We start from the raw sequence: 18,362 nt of genomic DNA on the forward strand, positions 1-18,362 counted from the left end.
TCCTCCTTCTCTCTATTTTACCACATTTCTGAAAAAGATAAGATGGCTTTAGTAAAAAAGCGAGAATATTTTTTTTCTTTATGATAAAATAAAGCTAATATGAAAAAAATAATTTTATCTTTTATGACACTGTTAGTTTTTGGAACAGCTTCTACTGTTTCTGCTCAGGAGTTTGATGTTGCTGCTAAACATGCCATTGCTGTCGAGGCTACAACTGGAAAAATCCTCTATGAGAAAGATGCGAATCAGCCTGTAGAAATTGCTTCTATTACGAAACTGGTTACAGTTTATTTGGTCTATGAAGCTCTGGAACAAGGAACTATTAGCCTGTCAACACCTGTTGATATTTCGGACTATCCTTACAAACTTACAACTAATTCTGAGGCGAGTAACGTCCCTATGGAAGCTCGAAATTATACTGTTGAACAACTATTAGAGGCTACAATGGTATCCAGCGCGAACAGTGCTGCGATTGCACTAGCAGAAAAGATTGCTGGTTCTGAGAAAGACTTTGTAGACAAGATGAGGGCTAAACTTCTTGAATGGGGAATTCAAGATGCAACTATTGTAAACACAACTGGTTTAAATAATGAGACCCTTGGCGATAATATCTATCCTGGTTCAAAGAAAGACGATGAAAACAAGTTGAGTGCCTACGATGTTGCAATCGTCGCTCGTAACCTCATCCGAGATTATCCGCAGGTTTTGGAAATCACCAAAAAGCCTACTTCTACCTTTGCAGGACTTGAAATCCACTCAACTAACTCTATGTTGGAGGGAATGCCAGCCTACCGAGGAGGAATTGACGGTTTAAAGACAGGAACAACTGATAAGGCAGGAGCTTCTTTCGTTGGAACCACTGTCGAAAAAGGGATGCGTATCATTACAGTTGTTTTAAATGCAGATCAACAAGATACCAACCCTTATGCACGGTTTACTGCAACTTCTGCACTTTTAGATTATATTTCTGCAAACTTTGCCTTAAAAACTGTTGTTCAGAAAGGTGAAGCATACAATGATAGTAAAGTAACAGTTCTGGATGGTAAAGAAGATAATGTGAGAGCTGTCGCTAAGTCAGACATTTCCATCGTCCAACGCATCGGAAGCGGTACTACACCAACTCTCCAATTCACACCAAAATCAACATCAGAAATGGCTCCATTGGAAGAAGGCAAGGTTGTTGGTACTCTGACCTATGATGATCAGGATTTGGTCGGGCAGGGCTATCTCACTTCCGACAAACCATCTTTTGAAATGGTTTCTGAAAAGAAAGTTGAAAAAGCCTTCTTTTTGAAGGTTTGGTGGAATCAATTTATCCGCTTTATCAATGAAAAACTATAAAAAAATCGCGAACAATCGCGATTTTTTCTTTATTTCATTTCTTTAAAAGCCGCTTCTGCATCAGCGTTGCTAATAGCACCAAATTGGATTTTTCCGATTTTACCCTGACTGTCAATCAAGTATTCCGTTGGAATACTACGAATTTGGTAGGCTTGGAAGGTAGTTGCTTGCGTATCATATAGAACTGGAATATCCTTGTATCCTTGTTCTTGATACCATTTTGGAAAGTCTTGAACTGTTTTTTCACCTTGTAGACCAGGTGCAATGACACTCAAGATTTCAAAGTCTCGATCTTGTTTGGCAGCTAGTTCCATCAACTCAGGCATGCTTTTTTTGCATGGTCCACACCAAGAAGCCCAGAATTTCAAATAAACCTTTTTCCCTTTATAGTCTGATAACTTCACTTCTTTGCCATCCATAGACTGCAAGGTGAAGTCTGGAGCATCCTTACCGACTGCGATTTGTTGTACAGCAGGCTGTTTGGGACTGCTTGTCTGTTTGGTTTCTTTTTCACCACAAGCAATCAACAAGAATAGAGACATGAGGCTCAATCCAGCAAAAATAACTTTTTTCATTTTCTTCTCCTTTTATCCAAGAATTCCTGACAAGGCATTTAACTGCCCTAGCATTAATAATAATCCCATCAAAATAATCAAAGCTCCCCCGATTTTTTTTAGTAGGATCATATGGGGTTTTAATTTACTAAAATAGGGCATAATCCAGCCCGAAGCCAAGGCCAAAACAATGAAAGGAAGGGCCATTCCCAATGTGTATACTAATGTTAACACGGCTCCTTGCCAAGCACCATTGCCACCTGAAGCTGCTAGGGCCAAGACTGAGCTTAAAACGGGTCCGATACAAGGGGTCCAACCAAAACTAAAGGTTATCCCAAGTAAAAAGGCTGACAGATAGTGACTAGACTTGGATTGTTTGAAGGTGACTGTCTTTTGAACCTCCAGTTTATTGAAATGCAAGATTTCCATCTGGTGAAGTCCTAAAAGAATAATGACTATTCCCATAGCATAACGAAACCAGTCTGCATAGAGCATGTACCCTAGGAATCCAGCTCCAAATCCTAAAATAAAGAAAATGAGGGAGATTCCTGCAATAAAGCACAAGGTCCGAATTAAGCCCGACCATGCAACATCTCTTCCAAAAAAGCGAAAGCTTTTCGAATTTCCCTGATCATCCAGTAAAATACCAGCATAGACAGGTAGCAAAGGAAAGATGCAGGGTGAAAAGAAGGACAGGATACCTGCTAAAAAAACAGATACTAGAAATATAATCGACTCCAACGAATTACCTACTTTCTCAAAATTCTAATCCTATTTTACTACAAAAGGATAAATTTGTAAGAAGTCTGCTACGCTTATTTATTTTGACTAAAGTTGACACAAAAAAAGGAGCTAATCTCCTTTTTTTAATACGTTCCTTCTTCGCCTTGGCTAGTCAAGATAACTGGACCGTCTTTGGTAATCACGAACTGGTGTTCATATTGGCAAGACAGGCCGCCATCTATAGTCTTATGAGCCCAGCCAGTCTTCATATCTGTATCAATTTCCCAGTCACCAGTATTAATCATGGGTTCAATGGTTAGTACCATTCCTTCACGGAGACGGAGTCCACGGCCTGCAATACCGTAGTTAGGAACCATTGGCTCTTCATGCATTGTTGGACCAACACCATGACCAACCAAATCACGAACGACACCATAACCGCGACTTTCAGCGTATTCTTGAATGGCTGCACCGATATCACCGATACGATTGCCAACAACTGCTTGCTCAATTCCTTTATACATAGCTTCCTTGGTCACGTCCATCAGGTTTTTCACTTCTTCAGACGGTGTACCAACCGCATAAGCCCAACATGAGTCTGCTAAACCACCAGTATAACTTTGGGTGTATTTTTTCATTTGCTCAACATTGTTGAAGTTGAGTTTAGATACATTAAGGTCGGATTTGGCAATCGGACCACCCAGTACCATGTCAACCTTGAGCAAATCGCCATCTTTCAAGATGTAATGACGTGGAAAAGCATGAGCTACTTCGTCGTTGAGAGAGCAACAAGTGGCATAGGGGTAATCCATGACTGCACCATCTACTCCAATCTGTAAAGGAAGGAAATTCTCCTCTTTACAACGTCGACGAACGTACTCTTCAACTTCCCACATATCTACGCCCGGCTTAATCAAATCACGTAAGCCGATATGGATACTTGCTAGGAAATCACCAGCCTTGTCCATGGCTTCGATTTCACGTGCTGATTTTAAAGTTATCATTTTTTCTCCTAGATTCTAATTAATTTTAACCGTAACATTTGCTTTTGAAACAATCTGATGACCATGATAAATATCATAATCAATAATAGCTGAACGTCTCGTGTGGTGAATAATCCGAGCCTGAATCCGCAGAGTATCATCTATCTGCACAGCCTGCAAGAAATAAATCAGCATCTGCTCTATGATAAGATTGCGCCCGCTATTGACAACAAGGTCTTGGGTCATGTGATTGAGGATTTCAGCCAAGACTCCATTAGCAAGGACCCCATTTTTCTCCAACATGAAAGGCTCAACAGTAATGACGACCTCATCATGATGATAAGAGAGTTTTTGCCCGATTTGCTCGGAGAAAGTCGGCAAAGCTGAAACTTGGGAACGACTCATCTTTTCCATGACATCTCGTCGTGTTACGACACCGAGTAAGGTTTGGTTACTTCTGACAACGGGAACCATCTCAAAGTCTTCTGCAATCATCCGTTGACTGACATTGGCAATATTGGTCGCTAAACCTGTTACGAAGATACTTCGTGTCATCACCTTGTCAATCGTTGTACTGGGAGACTTGTCTCCTGCGTCACGCATGGTAACAACTCCAACAACCACTTGGTGTTGGTTAATGACTGGGAAACGACTACTTCTGTTCTTACGGACCAAGTCTAGATAATCTTTGACCGTATCCGTTTCTCTCAAAAAACCATACTCATGACTGGGACGATAGAGCTTTTCGACTGTCAGAATATCGGTTTTGATTTGAACATTTGAGAGGGCTTTGTTAATCATGGTCGCTACTGTAAAAGTGTCATGTTTACTTCTTAGAACTGGAATCCCTTTTTTATTAGCCAACTCAAGAACATCGTCCTGCACATGAAAACCACCTGTTACAAGGACTGCATTTTCATTTTCCAAGGCTAAAAGTTGAATGCGAGTGCGGTCTCCTACGATCAAAAGACCACCATCATGGAGATAGGACAGGATATTTTGCTCTGTCATAGCTCCAATGGAGAATTTGCTAAACTCTCTCTCCAACCCTTCCTGACCAGCTAGAACTTCAGATGAGGTGACCTCAGCGATTTCAGCATAGGTAAGCCGCTCAATAGCCACTTTCTGGGACTTGACTCGTATGGTTCCACTACGTGGCCGAGTTTCAACAATTCCACGATTTTCAGCTTCTTTGATAGCTCGGTAGGCTGTTCCGTCACTAACACCTAGGTGATTTGAAATACTACGAACACTAACTCTCTTCCCAATTGGTAACTCTTCCAGATAAGACAAAATTTCCTGGTGTTTACTCATTGAACTCTCCTTTTACGTAACGAAATTCAAGATAGTCCCTCATTTTTCGTGTATAGCGATCGCTCCCCTTAAACTGTCGTACGAGGCTAAAGCCCGATTTTAAGGCTACTTTTTGGCTAGCTTGATTCTCCAGATGAGTGATGATGGATAATTGTTTTAAACCAAATTCTTCAAAAGAAAGGTGACAGAGTTTGCTAACAGCCTCTGTCATAAAACCTTGCGACCAAGCATCTTTTTTTAAGAAATAACCAATTTCTGCTTCTTTTTTGATTTCATCGATTTTTTCAAATTTAATGGAGCCAATCATTTCCTGATTTCCTTGGAGACAAATTGCCCAAACACCTAGAGGAGCCTTCATAAAATAGTTAGCAAGTGCGTACTGACTTTCTTCCAAATTTGCTTGACTGGGAAAAATAAACTGCAAATTCTCAGGGTTTGAAGCAATCTCGAAAAACGCTTGACTGTCACTAAAAAAGAAAGGACGCAAATACAAGCGCTCCGTTTCAAAAAAAGAAAACATTGCTAATTTGGTCCAAATATTCATAATCACCTCAACGGCTTAGTCTTCAACGAGTGTAATATCCGCTCCAAGACTACGCAATTTTTCAATAATATCTGAGTAGCCACGAAGGATAAACTCAATATTCGTAATTTCAGTCTGGCCCTGAGCCATCAAACCAGCGATGACAAGTGCAGCACCAGCTCGCAAGTCTGTAGCTTTTACACTTGCCCCGTGTAACTTACGACCACCGTTGTAAATAATGTGATCGTTTGTAGTCGTAATATCCGCATCCATTTTTGCTAACTCAAAGACATGATTAACACGTTTCTCATAAATCGTATCAATAATAGTTCCACGACCTTGGGCAGTTAGTAAAAGTGGCGTGATAGGCTGTTGCAAATCGGTTGCGAACCCTGGATAGGGAGCTGTTTTGATATTGATGGCCTTCAAATCAGACTGTTCTTCAACGAAGATACTGTCTTCTGAGACCGTCATACGAACGCCCATTTCCTCTAGTTTGGCGATAAAGCCTTCTAAATGTTCATAGAGAACGTTGTTAATGCGAATTCCTTTTCCTACCGCCGCAGCAAGTGAAATATAGGTTCCAGCTTCGATACGGTCTGGAATAACCTGATGACGCGTTCCATGAAGTTTCTCGACACCATCAATAATGATAATATCAGTTCCTGCACCACGAATATGGGCCCCCATGTTGTTCAAAAGGGTAGCAACATCGATAATTTCCGGTTCACGAGCCGCATTTTCAATGACAGTACGCCCCTTAGCTTTAACCGCAGCAATCATCGTGTTAATCGTTGCTCCAACGCTGACGGTATCCATGTAAATACTTGCGCCATGAAGCCCCTTACCTTGGGCAGATAAATTCATATTATCTCCCTCATAGCTGACCTTAGCACCCATGGCTTCAAAGGCTTTTAAGTGAAGGTCAATCGGACGAGGTCCCAGATCACATCCACCAGGAAGTCCAACTGTAGCTTCACCAAAGCGACCTAAAAGACTTCCGTAGAAATAATAAGAAGCACGCAAGCTATTAATCTTGCCATAAGGCATAGGAATGTTTTGAACACCTCTTGGATCAATCTCCAAGACATCATCATAACGCTTAACAGTCGCCCCCATAATCTCCATAATTTCGACAAGACTAGCAACGTCTGAAATATCTGGAACACAATCTAAAGTGACAATATCATCTGATAAGATAATAGCTGGAATAAGCGCTACAACACTATTTTTAGCACCACTAATGGTGATCTCACCTTGCAATGGACGTCCACCATTGATGACAATTTTTCTCATGTTTTACTCTTTCAAAATTTACTAAAAAGGTCTTTTCGTTCTATTATACCATAATTTTCAGTTTTTTCCCATTCCTATTTACTAAATACCATCTCATTTTGATAAAAAAAGACCTATCACTCAAGCTTTTCAGCCTGAAATGATAGGTTTTTGTGTTAGATTAGCGTACAGTGCGGATGCGCATTGTGTTTGTACGAACAGCTTCGCCAAGTGGTACACCTGCAACGATAACAATATCATCACCAGATTCTACCAAACCTTGCTCAACTGCAATTCTTTCAGCGAGATCAAACATATCATCAGTGTTTGATGGGCGATCAGTGGTTACTGGAATAACTCCCCAGTTAAGCATCAAACCACGCTCAGTCAATTCATCGAAAGTGATTGCCAAGATATCAGCATCTGGACGGTATTTAGAAATCAAACGAGCAGTGTGACCTGTCTTAGTAAGAGTAACCACCAACTTGATATTCATAGAATTTGTCGCATCCTTAACAGCTGAAGCCATAACCTCAGTCTTAGAATTACGTGACAAGTTAACAGATGACAAGCGACCGTATTCTTTTAAAAGAGTTTGAGCATTCTTGTCAATTGTTGCCATTGTACGAACAGACTCAAGTGGATATTTACCATTTGCAGACTCACCTGAAAGCATTGTAGCGTCGGTTCCGTCGATAACAGCGTTAAACACATCTGATACTTCTGAACGCGTTGCACGTGGTTTTTCAGTCATAGTTTCAAGCATGTTTGTTGCTGTGATAGCGACTTTACCAGCTGCATTTACTTTTGTAATAATCATTTTTTGGTAAACTGGAACCATTTCGAATGGTACTTCAATACCCATGTCACCACGGGCGATCATGATACCGTCAGCAGCTTCAATGATTTCATCCAAGTTGTCAATACCTTGTTGGTTTTCGATTTTCGCAAACAATTGAACGTGACCATTACCAGTTTCTTCACAGATTGCACGAACTTCGTTAACGTCTTTCGCAGTACGTACAAATGAAATCGCGATGAAGTTGATACCTTGTTCCAAACCGAAACGGATATCATCGTTATCACGTTCAGCAAGAGCTGGGAAAGGAATTTTAGTGTTAGGGATGTTTACACCTTTTTGTTTAGCGATAATTCCGTCGTTTTCAACTTCAACTTCAAACTCACGAGTTGCATCGTCTTTTGCAACAACGCGAAGACCCAATTTACCATCGTCAACCAATACTTGACGACCAACTTCAACATCATCGTAGATATCAAGAGCACCAGCAACGTTCAAAGCAATCACTTCACGAGTTGATTTGATTCCTTGTTTAGTTGCAACACGGATTTTTTCACCAGTTTTGTAAGAGTACTCTTTTGCGTCACCTTCAAACAATTCTGTACGGATTTCAGGTCCTTTAGTATCAAGAAGGAAACCAACTTTTTTACCTGCAAGTTTTTCGGCAAGTTTAACAGTTGCCATACGCTCACCTTGTTCTTGGTGGTCACCGTGTGAGAAGTTGAAACGGAAAGTGTTTGCTCCTGCTTCAATCAGTTTAGCAATGTTTTTAGCTGAAGCTTCAACATCAAGTTTTTCACCCCAGTATCCGTCTTCACCGAATTTTTTACCACCACGGATTTCAACCGCAGGACCTAAAGTTGCAACGATTTTTACACGTTTGTTCATGATTTTTGTGACTCCTTTATATAATTCGACCTTTTATGGTCATGTTACCAAATTAATGAAAGTTGATTAGGACAAGCTCTTGTTCAAAGCAGAAAGTTCAAGATCAGCTTTATGAGGGTTGTTAACAATAATCTTACCTTCTGCAGTTAAGCTAAACAAAGCTCCTTCTTCTGCTGTACCAAGAATTGGATTTTCAACCATTTTTTCGTTACGGATACCAACAGCGACACCACCGATTCCTTGTTTAAGGAGTTTAACAGCGTGTGCCCCCATGCGTGATGCCAATACACGGTCACGCGCAGTTGGTGATCCACCACGTTGGATGTGACCAAGTTCTGTTACACGAAGGTCACTAGTGTCTCCTGCTTCTTTTAGTTTTTGACCAAATTCAGCTGCTGACATAACACCTTCTGCCAAAACGATAATGTTGTGTTTTTTACCGTGCTCATAACCAGCTTTGATACTAGCTACGATATCTTCCATCTTGAAGCCTTCTTCAGGGATGATAATTTCATCAGCACCAGTTGCGATACCAGCCCAAAGAGCGATATCACCAGCGTTACGTCCCATTACTTCAACAACGAAAGTACGACGGTGACTTGATGATGTATCACGAATCTTATCAATCGCATCCATTGCAGTCGTAACTGCAGTATCAAATCCGATTGTAAAGTCAGTACCTACGATATCGTTATCGATTGTACCTGGAAGTCCAATAGCAGGGAATCCATGCTCAGTCAAGCGCATAGCTCCATGATAAGAACCATCACCACCGATAACTACGACTCCTTCGATACCGTGTTTTTTCAATTGCTCAATCCCTTTAAGTTGGCCTTCAAGTTGTGCAAACTCAGGGTAACGAGCAGAATGAAGGAAAGTACCACCACGAGAAATGATGTCTCCTACTGAAGCAGCATCAAGCGGATAAATTTCACCGGCAACCATACCTGCGTATCCATCATAGATACCAAAAACTTCCATTCCTTCTGAGATTGCTTGGCGAACTACCGCACGGATGGCAGCATTCATACCAGGGGCGTCTCCACCACTGGTCAAAACAGCAATACGTTTCATTTGGTTTATGCTCCTTTTTCTTTTAACATTCTTACTGATTATACCACATTTAAATCGAAAATTCTTCTATTTTCCGTATTTTTAGCGATAAATCGTTTTCATAGCAATTCCCTCTAATTTTTCCTCTAGAGCAAAATCTTTTCTTACAAAATGTTGAGTAGAAACAACTGTTTTTTGTTCCTCTTCATACCTGATAATGACAGGTATTGGGCCTTTGTATTGTTCTAGGATATTTGAAATCTCTTTATCGTATTCATGATTTTTAACTTGAATCCAGAATCGTTCTGCCACTGCTTCTTTCAAATCTTGTGCAATCATTTGCAGACGACCATCTCGAGATTGAACTTTGCCATTGATGTAGTAGAATTTCCCTTCGGATAAAATGGAAGCATATTTTCTATATTGGTCTGAAAATACAGTTACATCCATCCGAGACTTACTATCATGAACCTGTAGAAAAGCCATACTCTCGCCTTTCTTGGTTCGAATCACTTTAATCTTTTGCACTTCAACTAAGAGAGTGGCTTGAGTTCCCTCGGTTAGATTAGCGATTGGCGTCGTCGGATATAGGGCTTGTTTGGCAAGAGTTTGGAGAGGATGGGCACTGATACCTACCCCGACTAGTTCCTGCTCCTTGTAAAATTTCTCTGCTTCCGTAAAATCATCCGCCTCAGTCCAGCTATAGCTTGCATCTGCAAAGAGACCACCCAACTCCTCAACAAAAACAAATAAGTTTGGTAGGTTGACTAAGATTTTCTGACGGTTCTTGTCAAATTCATCAAAAAGCCCCAGTTCAACCAAAGGCGTCAAAAGCGACAGTTTCTTGTAATTCTTGGGAAGACGTGTGACAAAATCTTCAATGCTTGAGAAAGGACGATTTTCAATAATCCAGTAAGACAAATCTCTCGGCATTCCCTTAATGGCTTTTAGACCAAGATAGATTTTCTTCTGAGCAATCTTATCATGATAGGGAATGCTGTTTATTGCTAAAGGAGCTACTTCAAAGCCCATCTGCAATGCATCTACAATGTAATCACTGCTAGAATAGTTCAACATAACTTGGAAGAAAATAGCAGGGTAGTGTGTCTTGAAATAAGCTAGTTGGAATGCCAGTGCTGAGTAGGCATAAGCGTGGGATCGGTTAAATCCATAGCCTGCAAACTTTTCCATCACTGCAAAAACTTGGTTGGCCTTTTCTTCTGTATGCCCCAATTTCATAGCTCCTGTGATAAAATCTTCCTTCATCAAATGCATCTCTTTAGCATTTTTCTTACCCATGGCTCGTCTGAGAATATCGGCTTTACCAAGACTGAAACCTCCAAAGCGTTGAGCTACCTGCATGACCTGCTCTTGATAGAGCATAATACCGTAGGTTGATGAAAGGATGTCTTCTAAGGCAGGGTCTAACACCGTCACCTTTTCTTTACCATGCTTACGAGCGACAAAATTATCAATATAATCACTTGCCCCCGGTCTATTGAGGGATGTCGTTGCTACTACCTCTTCAAAGACTTGCGGCTGAACTCGTTTCAAGAGCCGAATGGCGCCAGGTTGTTCAAATTGGAAAATCCCCTTGGTATTTCCAGCAGCAAAGAGGGCCAGAGTTTCTTTGTCTTCCAGATCAATATCCTCTATTCTCAGATGAATACCTTCTGACTCAGCCAATAATTCCTGCATTTTTTGGACAAAAGTTAGGTTACGCAGACCTAGGAAATCCATTTTTAAAAGGCCATTAGCTTCAACACCATGAGCATCATACTGGGTGATCAGCATATCCTCACCGTATTTGAGCGGGATATAGTCCGTCAGGTCTTGGTCACTCATAACGACCCCAGCTGCATGGATAGAGGTCTGACGAGGATACCCTTCAATCTTTCGAGCAATCTCAAAAGCTTTTTGATATTCCAATTTGCTATTGATGATCTGCCTAAACTGTAGATTCTTTTCATAGGCTGTCGTTAGCGTGTCTCGAAAACTGATTTTTTTCGTAATATTGGTTAATTCGTACTCTGGAACACCATAGCGTTTGAAAACATCACGAATTGCCTGTTTTGCTCCAAAGGTCGAATAAGTGACAATCTGTGCCACGTGTTGGCTGCCATAACGATCACGAACATAGCGAATGAACTCTGGTCTATAGAGGTCAGGGATGTCGATATCGATATCAGGCATGGTGTAGCGCTCACGATTTAAAAAGCGTTCGAAAATCAAGTTCTTTTCAACCGGATCAATTCCTGTAATATCCAGTGAGTAAGCCACCAGACTACCAACCGCAGAACCACGCCCCATTCCCATATAATATCCTTGGGAACGTCCAAAACGGAGCAAATCCCAAACTACAAGGAAATAATCGTCAAAGCCCATATCATGAATCACAGCTAATTCCTCATTCAGTCGCTCATGATAGATAGCTGAGGTTAGCCCCTTGTCACTCAAGCCTTGCTCAGCTCTCTCTCTAAGTTCTTCGACCGCTGGTCTTTCAGGATTAAAGCGAGGGAGTTTTAAACTTGGGTCGATTTGATAGCTTACATTCTCTATCAGACCTTGGAGATTGGCAAGCGCCTGAGGGAAGCGATTTTTAAACCGTGCTTCCAAGTCTGAGGCAGGTAAAAAAATCCCTTGTTGTGAATGCAGATCCACTTCTCTCAGACTGACATTGTCCTTGACTGCTGACAAGATTTGTAAAACTTGAATATCTTCTTTTTCAAAAGAGTTGACCTGATAGAGTGGAAGAATGGGGCTAGTAAAGACTTTTTGAGGAGTATCTGGACTAACACCGATAAAATAATCAACCCCCAAATCCAACTGTTCGACCCCATTAAAATAGGGAACAACAATGGCCACATCTTCGAGGTGGGAGGTGAAGTCAGACCAATTTTTCCGTCCAGTCATTTTTAAAGTGGATAACTTCATCAACTCTTGATAGCCTTTAGTGGATAGGGCTAGAAAACGAAGAGAAATATTCTCCTTATCTTTGATCAAGGTCATTTCAAGACCAATTAAAGGTTGGATTCCATATTTTCGAGTCACCTCTAAAAAATGATAAGCCCCATAGAGATTATCCACATCCATGATAGCAAGGTGAGAATAGCCGTATTCTTTAGCCATTTGTACATATTTTTCAATCGAAACCACACTTTCCATAAAACTATAAACAGTCTTGGTGTCGAGCTGTGCAATCATTTCTTCTCCTCCTTGCTTTCGTTTTACTACTATTATACCATTTTAAGCTGGATATTGAAGCAACTCTGCACTTTCTTTTCAATATCATCAGTTACAAACTTCTTCTCTTCTTACTGTTAAATTCTTCATTTTTCAAAGGAAGAAAATAAAAAATTAATATTATATAATAGTTTTTAATGTAAATTTAGATATATTTATACCAAACGAAGAATAATAAAGATAGGAGTTATATGCAGTTTTACATATAAAAATCTCTAGAAAAAGGCTTACTTCTATGGTATTTATTCAGCATTTTATAATAACTTACCAAATAGATATGCTGGTTTAAGAAATTTATTTCATTTAAGTTTATTTATTCCATTTTTCCCTCTTTTTTGATATAATAAATCCAGTCTGTTTTCAAAGGAGAGAAACATGCGTTTTAATCAATTCAGCTACCAACCAACCACTAGTTCTCAACGATTTGAGGAATTAGAAGGTCTTGGTCTAAAGCTGTCACCCCAACTGTCCTTAAAAAGACAGTTTGAAGACTTCATTCGTTGGAGTTTTTTCACTTATTCTAACACGGATTATGCCTTGTCGACTTTGGCTGCGGATAAAGAAACAGATTTAGTAACTTTTTTCCAGTCAGACCGTGAGTTAACTGCGGAGATTTTCTACACAGTAGTTTTTCAACTTTTAGGATTTAGCTATCTTGTTGACTTTGAGGATGCCGAACAGTTTCGTAAAGAAACTGGTTTTCCTATTGTTTATGGAGATCTCATTGAAAATCTTTATCAGTTACTCAATACGCGAACGAAAAAAGGAAATACGCTCATCGATCAGCTTGTTAGTGATGGACTCATTTCAGAAGACAATCACTACCACTACTTTAACGGTAAGAGCTTGGCAACCTTTTCTAGTCACGATGTCATTCGTGAAGTTGTTTATGTAGAGAGTCGTGTGGATACTGATAAAGATGATCTGCCTGATTTAGTTAAGGTCAGCATTATTCGTCCGCGTTATGATGGACAGATTCCTTCAGTCATGACTGCCAGCCCTTATCACCAAGGGACCAACGACAAAGCCAGTGACAAGGCTCTCTACAAAATGGAGGGAGAGCTTGAGGTCAAAACGCCCCACACCATTGAACTTGAGGAACCTAAGCTGAATTTAGTTGAACCTCATGGTCAAGCAGAAGTCGTCTCAGAAGCTGAAGAAAAGCTATCTCATATCAATAGCTCATACACACTCAATGACTACTTCCTCCCACGTGGATTTGCCAATCTCTATGTATCAGGTGTTGGAACCAAAGATTCTCAAGGTCTCATGACCAATGGTGACTACCAGCAGATTGAAGCTTATAAAAATGTCATTGATTGGCTCAATGGTCGTTGTCGTGCTTTCACGGATCACACGCGCAAACGCCAAGTCAAAGCTGACTGGTCAAACGGGAAAGTCGCAACAACAGGTATTTCCTATCTAGGTACCATGTCCAATGGTCTCGCCACCACTGGTGTTGATGGCTTAGAAGTCATCATCGCTGAAGCAGGTATTTCCTCTTGGTACAACTACTATCGGGAAAATGGTCTAGTGACCAGCCCAGGGGGCTATCCAGGTGAGGATTTTGACTCACTTGCTGAATTGACCTACTCTCGCAACCTCCAAGCCGGTGACTATATTCGTGGCAATGAAGCTCATCAAGCAGACTTAGAAAAGGTTAAAGAGAAACTCGATCGCAAGACTGGTGACTACAATCAGTTTTGGCATGACCGCAACTATCTGCTCAATGCTCACAAGGTTCAAGCTGAGGTCGTCTTTACGCATGGTTCCCAGGATTGGAACGTCAAACCTCTTCATGTTTACCAGATGTTTCATGCCCTTCCTAGCCATATCAATAAGCACCTCTTTTTCCATCATGGTGCCCATGTTTATATGAACAACTGGCAGTCGATCGACTTCCGCGAGTCCATGAATGCCTTGTTAAGTAAGAAACTGTTAGGACTTGACTCAGGATATCAACTTCCGACTGTCATCTGGCAGGACAATACCGAATCGAAAAGATGGCAAGGTCTTGATAACTTTGGCAAACAGGATGAACTGCATACCTTCTCTCTTGGTAATGAGGAAAAAGTGATTCAAAACCAGTATGATCAAAAAGATTTTGATCGTTATGGAAAGACTTACCAGACCTTCAACACCGAACTTTACCAAGGAAAAGCCAATCAGATTACTATTGACCTTCCAGTAAGTCAAGACATTCACTTAAATGGGCGAGTGGAGCTGAAACTTCGTGTCAAATCGAGTACGAACAAAGGCTTATTATCAGCCCAACTGTTAGAACTTGGACAAAAGAAATATCTGCAGCCTTATCCAGCCGTCTTAAGTGCTAGAACCATTGATAATGGTCGTTACCACATGTTAGAAAATCTCTGTGAACTGCCATTCAACCCAAGTGCCCAACGTGTCATCACCAAAGGCTACCTTAATCTTCAAAATCGAACCAATCTCTTGACGATTGAAGAAATCCAACCAAATGAATGGATGGACTTCAAGCTAGAGCTTCAACCAACTATCTACAAACTTAAAGAAGGAGATACTCTCCGTTTGGTTCTCTATACAACAGACTTTGAGATTACAATTCGAGACAATACAGACTATCAGTTGACTGTTGATTTAGCACAGTCTAGTCTTATCCTACCTTGTCAAAAGGTATAATCTACCAGACTTTCAATATGGAAGTATTCAAAGGAAAAGTCAATGAAATAGACCATTGAACTTCCTATAACCAAGGCTTTCCACTTGAACAGTCGAATCAAACATAAACTTCGTATCAAATCCAGTTCATCTGAAAGCATTTTAGAAGCCCCTAGATAGAACTTGGACAAAAGATACTCCCTCTAACCAACATGTGTAACCATTTATCATACACGCTACCAGACCACATGTTGGAAATCTCTGTGAATTACATTTAGAGTAAATTCACAAAACGCCGTGACAAAAAGCTACCCAAATTGAATGATTCACTGTCATTAAAGAACATCAATGTAGATGAACGGATTGCTACCCAGTTTATCTGCACGCAACTAGTGACAAGTTAAAAGAAGGAGATCTCTCCATCTAGTTCTTTATCCTACTGACTGTGAAATCATCATACATGACAATACCGCCTACCACCCGACTGACGTTATCGTTCAGTCCACGCTACTGTACCTTGTAAAAGGAGTACTTACTTTATGAACAAATCAGAACACAGACACCAACTTATCCGCGCACTCGTTTCAAAAAACAAAATCCATACTCAAGCTGAATTACAAGCCTTGTTAGCGGAAAATGATATCCAAGTTACTCAGGCTACCTTATCACGCGATATCAAAACCATGAACCTTTCAAAAGTGCGTGAAGAAGATAATTCCTACTATGTGCTAAATACAGGATCTATCTCCAAGTGGGAAAAACGTCTTGAAAACTATATGGAAGATGCTCTTGTTATGTTGCGTCCTGTGCAACACCAAGTTATTTTGAAAACTTTACCCGGTTTAGCCCAATCATTTGGATCTGTAATTGATTCCTTGGCCTTTCCAGATATCGTTGCAACCCTTTGTGGAGACGATGTCTGCATGATTATCTGTGAAGATGCTACAAAAGCGCAAGCATGTTTTGAAAGTCTTAAAAAATATGCACCACCATTTTTCTTCAGTGAATCATGACCACCCGTCTAACGGGTGGTTTGTCCCAGGGCACCTAACGGAGCGAGACGGACTAATAGTCACATAATAAAACAAATCCCGTGATTAAAAAGTCACGGGAATTTTTTATTTCTTTGACTATGTTTCTTCTTTCTTTGTACGCGCCAATCGAAGAGCACGTTTAGGATTGAGACGATTAAACAATTCTTCTAGTTTCTTTTCATTCCACACATCTGCTGCAGAAACAAAATTGCCATCTGCATCTCGGAATGATATCGGTTTATCTCCCATATCAATCTCCTAGTCTACAAATTCAAACTCAAATTTACCGATGCGGACCAAGTCGCCATCTTTGGCGCCACGTGCACGAAGGGCTTCGTCAACCCCCATACCACGAAGCTGACGGGCAAACTTCATGACCGATTCGTCACGGTCAAAGTTGGTCATGTTAAAGAGTTTCATTAGTTTTTCACCAGAAAGTACCCATGTCGCATCATCATCACGACTAATCTCAAAGGCTTTTTCTTCCTCGTCAAAGCCATAGTAAGCCTCTTCTTCCATATCTGATTCATCATAAATCGGGAATTCTGGAGTCTTGTCTAACAATTCAGCTGTCGCGTCTAAAAGAGTCGCCAACCCTTGCTTGGTCAACCCAGAAATTGGGAAGATGGCTGGAAGTTCCTCAAACTCGTCGTAGTTTGCTGCCAACTTTTCCTTGAAAGTTTTAAGATTTTCCTGACTTTCAGGCATATCCATCTTGTTAGCCACGATGATCTGCGGACGTTCCATGAGACGAAGGTTATAGGATTCTAATTCCTTATTGATAGCAAGGTAGTCCTCATAAGGATCACGTCCTTCACTAGCTGACATATCGATGACATGGAGGATAACTCGAGTGCGTTCGATATGACGAAGAAACTGGGTTCCAAGACCAACCCCTTGACTGGCCCCTTCAATCAAACCTGGAAGGTCTGCTACTGCAAAAGATTCACCTGACTGTGTACGAACCATACCCAAATTTGGGACAATCGTCGTAAAGTGGTAAGCACCGATTTTGGGCTTAGCTGAAGTGATGACACTAAGCAAAGTTGATTTTCCAACAGATGGGAAACCGACCAAGCCAACATCCGCTAAGATTTTCAATTCCAGTTGCAACTCGCGTTCTTGTCCTGGTTCTCCATTCTCAGAGATTTCAGGTGCAGGATTTTTTGGAGTGGCAAAACGGATATTTCCACGACCACCTCGACCACCATGAGCCACGATAAACTCTTGACCATGTTCAATCAAGTCTGTAATGACTTTTCCTGTTTCCGCATCACGTACAGTAGTCCCCTGTGGTACGCGAACACGAAGATCTTCTGCACCACGTCCGTGCATTCCTTTGGTCATCCCTTTTTCACCAGAATCAGCCTTGAAATGACGGTTATAGCGGAAATCCATCAAGGTACGTAAGCCTTCGTCTACCACGAAAACAACGTTTCCTCCACGTCCACCATCACCACCCCAAGGACCGCCATTAGGGACATACTTTTCACGGCGAAAGGCAACCATGCCATCGCCACCATTACCAGCCTTGACCTTAATCTTGGCTGTATCTAAAAACATACTCATATTTTCTTCTCACTTTAAAAAGGCTGGGGAGAACCCAGTCATTAGTTATTGTTTCTATCCCCGTAGCTTGCTTAGAATCTACTAAAAGCTCCAAGCGCAGTTGCAAAGATACCAGCAAGGGTTACAAACAACATGATGAGCACGACAACAAGTGTCACCTTTTCAAACAATGTTTTTTTACGTTTTCCGTTATCTCCAAAAGCCATAACTTCTCCTTTTTCTATATAATTCTAATTTAATATTCTGTTGAAACTGGTGCAATCAACCATAAAATGATATAAGCAAGGACTCCTGTCCCATAACAAAATGCAAGAACAGCCCAAATGACACGAACAATTGTTGGATCAATATCAAAATAATGAGCAACTCCTGCGCATACTCCACCAATTTTTTGATCTTTTCCGCTTCTCATTAATTTTTTCATTT

Annotated in this window: 16 protein-coding genes; 3 read left to right on the top strand and 13 right to left on the bottom strand. The window is 40.8% G+C overall.

Annotated elements, in window-relative coordinates:
- Positions 1 to 99 precede the first annotated feature (99 nt).
- The gene (locus tag V470_05320; GenBank protein ID AHZ47845.1) at positions 100 to 1,341 is read left to right on the top strand and encodes a D-alanyl-D-alanine carboxypeptidase; all 1,242 of its coding nucleotides are present in this window, start codon (positions 100 to 102) and stop codon (positions 1,339 to 1,341) included.
- A gap of 29 nt (positions 1,342 to 1,370) precedes the next feature.
- Here the strand turns inward: V470_05320 and V470_05325 are convergent, their stop codons facing one another.
- The 9 genes from V470_05325 to dnaE form a co-directional block, all read right to left on the bottom strand.
- Entirely contained in the window at positions 1,371 to 1,916 is a 546-nt protein-coding gene (locus V470_05325; protein AHZ47846.1) for a thioredoxin, read from the bottom strand.
- 12 nt (positions 1,917 to 1,928) lie between these two features.
- Positions 1,929 to 2,636, bottom strand: a complete 708-nt coding sequence (locus tag V470_05330; protein AHZ47847.1) for a cytochrome C biogenesis protein — start codon at positions 2,634 to 2,636, stop codon at positions 1,929 to 1,931.
- A gap of 125 nt (positions 2,637 to 2,761) precedes the next feature.
- A complete protein-coding gene (locus tag V470_05335; protein ID AHZ47848.1) occupies positions 2,762 to 3,622 on the bottom strand; it encodes a methionine aminopeptidase in 861 nt (286 codons plus the stop codon).
- A 15-nt stretch (positions 3,623 to 3,637) separates the two neighbouring features.
- Positions 3,638 to 4,915 (bottom strand): CBS domain containing protein, encoded by a 1,278-nt coding sequence (locus V470_05340; protein AHZ47849.1) that lies wholly within the window; start codon positions 4,913 to 4,915, stop codon positions 3,638 to 3,640.
- Positions 4,908 to 5,459, bottom strand: a complete 552-nt coding sequence (locus V470_05345; protein AHZ47850.1) for a GNAT family acetyltransferase — start codon at positions 5,457 to 5,459, stop codon at positions 4,908 to 4,910. Before V470_05345 ends, V470_05340 begins: the two co-directional genes overlap by 8 nt.
- Positions 5,460 to 5,474: 15 nt before the next feature.
- Positions 5,475 to 6,734 carry a UDP-N-acetylglucosamine 1-carboxyvinyltransferase gene (locus V470_05350; protein AHZ47851.1) on the bottom strand — a complete coding sequence of 420 codons (1,260 nt, stop codon included), beginning with the start codon at positions 6,732 to 6,734 and terminating at the stop codon, positions 5,475 to 5,477.
- A gap of 160 nt (positions 6,735 to 6,894) precedes the next feature.
- The gene (locus V470_05355; GenBank protein ID AHZ47852.1) at positions 6,895 to 8,400 is read right to left on the bottom strand and encodes a pyruvate kinase; all 1,506 of its coding nucleotides are present in this window, start codon (positions 8,398 to 8,400) and stop codon (positions 6,895 to 6,897) included.
- Positions 8,401 to 8,466: 66 nt separating this feature from the next.
- Positions 8,467 to 9,474 (bottom strand): 6-phosphofructokinase, encoded by a 1,008-nt coding sequence (locus tag V470_05360; protein ID AHZ47853.1) that lies wholly within the window; start codon positions 9,472 to 9,474, stop codon positions 8,467 to 8,469.
- 81 nt (positions 9,475 to 9,555) lie between these two features.
- The gene (gene dnaE, locus V470_05365) at positions 9,556 to 12,657 is read right to left on the bottom strand and encodes a DNA polymerase III DnaE (GenBank protein AHZ47854.1); all 3,102 of its coding nucleotides are present in this window, start codon (positions 12,655 to 12,657) and stop codon (positions 9,556 to 9,558) included.
- Between the two features lie 414 nt (positions 12,658 to 13,071).
- Here dnaE and V470_05370 point away from each other — a divergent pair, with 414 nt between their 5' ends.
- Both V470_05370 and V470_05380 read left to right on the top strand, forming a co-directional pair.
- On the top strand, positions 13,072 to 15,354 hold the full coding sequence (locus V470_05370) for a x-prolyl-dipeptidyl aminopeptidase (GenBank protein AHZ47855.1): 2,283 nt from the start codon (positions 13,072 to 13,074) through the stop codon (positions 15,352 to 15,354).
- Between the two features lie 518 nt (positions 15,355 to 15,872).
- Entirely contained in the window at positions 15,873 to 16,346 is a 474-nt protein-coding gene (locus V470_05380) for an arginine repressor (protein AHZ47856.1), read from the top strand.
- 117 nt (positions 16,347 to 16,463) lie between these two features.
- On the opposite strand, the gene V470_10645 is transcribed toward V470_05380, so the two are convergent.
- The 4 genes from V470_10645 to V470_05400 all read right to left on the bottom strand — a co-directional run bounded on the left by V470_10645 (position 16,464) and on the right by V470_05400 (position 18,348).
- Entirely contained in the window at positions 16,464 to 16,616 is a 153-nt protein-coding gene (locus tag V470_10645) for a UDP-N-acetylglucosamine 1-carboxyvinyltransferase (protein ID AJZ74453.1), read from the bottom strand.
- Positions 16,617 to 16,625: 9 nt separating this feature from the next.
- Positions 16,626 to 17,936 (bottom strand): GTPase CgtA, encoded by a 1,311-nt coding sequence (obgE, locus tag V470_05390; protein ID AHZ47857.2) that lies wholly within the window; start codon positions 17,934 to 17,936, stop codon positions 16,626 to 16,628.
- A gap of 71 nt (positions 17,937 to 18,007) precedes the next feature.
- Positions 18,008 to 18,142, bottom strand: a complete 135-nt coding sequence (locus V470_05395) for a membrane protein (GenBank protein AHZ47858.1) — start codon at positions 18,140 to 18,142, stop codon at positions 18,008 to 18,010.
- A gap of 29 nt (positions 18,143 to 18,171) precedes the next feature.
- On the bottom strand, positions 18,172 to 18,348 hold the full coding sequence (locus tag V470_05400) for a PspC family transcriptional regulator (protein AHZ47859.2): 177 nt from the start codon (positions 18,346 to 18,348) through the stop codon (positions 18,172 to 18,174).
- Positions 18,349 to 18,362: the final 14 nt, after the last annotated feature.

This window comes from Streptococcus sp. VT 162, from assembly GCA_000688775.2.
Classification (GTDB): Bacteria; Bacillota; Bacilli; order Lactobacillales; family Streptococcaceae; genus Streptococcus.

What these genes read in the sequence shown, in the direction of transcription:
- V470_05320 (AHZ47845.1), top strand. Translation starts at nt 100, where the DNA reads ATGAAAAAAATAATTTTATCTTTTATGACACTGTTAGTTTTTGGAACA.
- V470_05325 (AHZ47846.1), bottom strand. Translation starts at nt 1,916, where the DNA reads ATGAAAAAAGTTATTTTTGCTGGATTGAGCCTCATGTCTCTATTCTTG.
- V470_05335 (AHZ47848.1), bottom strand. Translation starts at nt 3,622, where the DNA reads ATGATAACTTTAAAATCAGCACGTGAAATCGAAGCCATGGACAAGGCT.
- V470_05340 (AHZ47849.1), bottom strand. Translation starts at nt 4,915, where the DNA reads ATGAGTAAACACCAGGAAATTTTGTCTTATCTGGAAGAGTTACCAATT.
- V470_05345 (AHZ47850.1), bottom strand. Translation starts at nt 5,459, where the DNA reads ATGAATATTTGGACCAAATTAGCAATGTTTTCTTTTTTTGAAACGGAG.
- V470_05350 (AHZ47851.1), bottom strand. Translation starts at nt 6,734, where the DNA reads ATGAGAAAAATTGTCATCAATGGTGGACGTCCATTGCAAGGTGAGATC.
- V470_05355 (AHZ47852.1), bottom strand. Translation starts at nt 8,400, where the DNA reads ATGAACAAACGTGTAAAAATCGTTGCAACTTTAGGTCCTGCGGTTGAA.
- V470_05360 (AHZ47853.1), bottom strand. Translation starts at nt 9,474, where the DNA reads ATGAAACGTATTGCTGTTTTGACCAGTGGTGGAGACGCCCCTGGTATG.
- dnaE (AHZ47854.1), bottom strand. Translation starts at nt 12,657, where the DNA reads ATGATTGCACAGCTCGACACCAAGACTGTTTATAGTTTTATGGAAAGT.
- V470_05370 (AHZ47855.1), top strand. Translation starts at nt 13,072, where the DNA reads ATGCGTTTTAATCAATTCAGCTACCAACCAACCACTAGTTCTCAACGA.
- V470_05380 (AHZ47856.1), top strand. Translation starts at nt 15,873, where the DNA reads ATGAACAAATCAGAACACAGACACCAACTTATCCGCGCACTCGTTTCA.
- V470_10645 (AJZ74453.1), bottom strand. Translation starts at nt 16,616, where the DNA reads ATGGGAGATAAACCGATATCATTCCGAGATGCAGATGGCAATTTTGTT.
- obgE (AHZ47857.2), bottom strand. Translation starts at nt 17,936, where the DNA reads ATGAGTATGTTTTTAGATACAGCCAAGATTAAGGTCAAGGCTGGTAAT.
- V470_05395 (AHZ47858.1), bottom strand. Translation starts at nt 18,142, where the DNA reads ATGGCTTTTGGAGATAACGGAAAACGTAAAAAAACATTGTTTGAAAAG.
- V470_05400 (AHZ47859.2), bottom strand. Translation starts at nt 18,348, where the DNA reads ATGAGAAGCGGAAAAGATCAAAAAATTGGTGGAGTATGCGCAGGAGTT.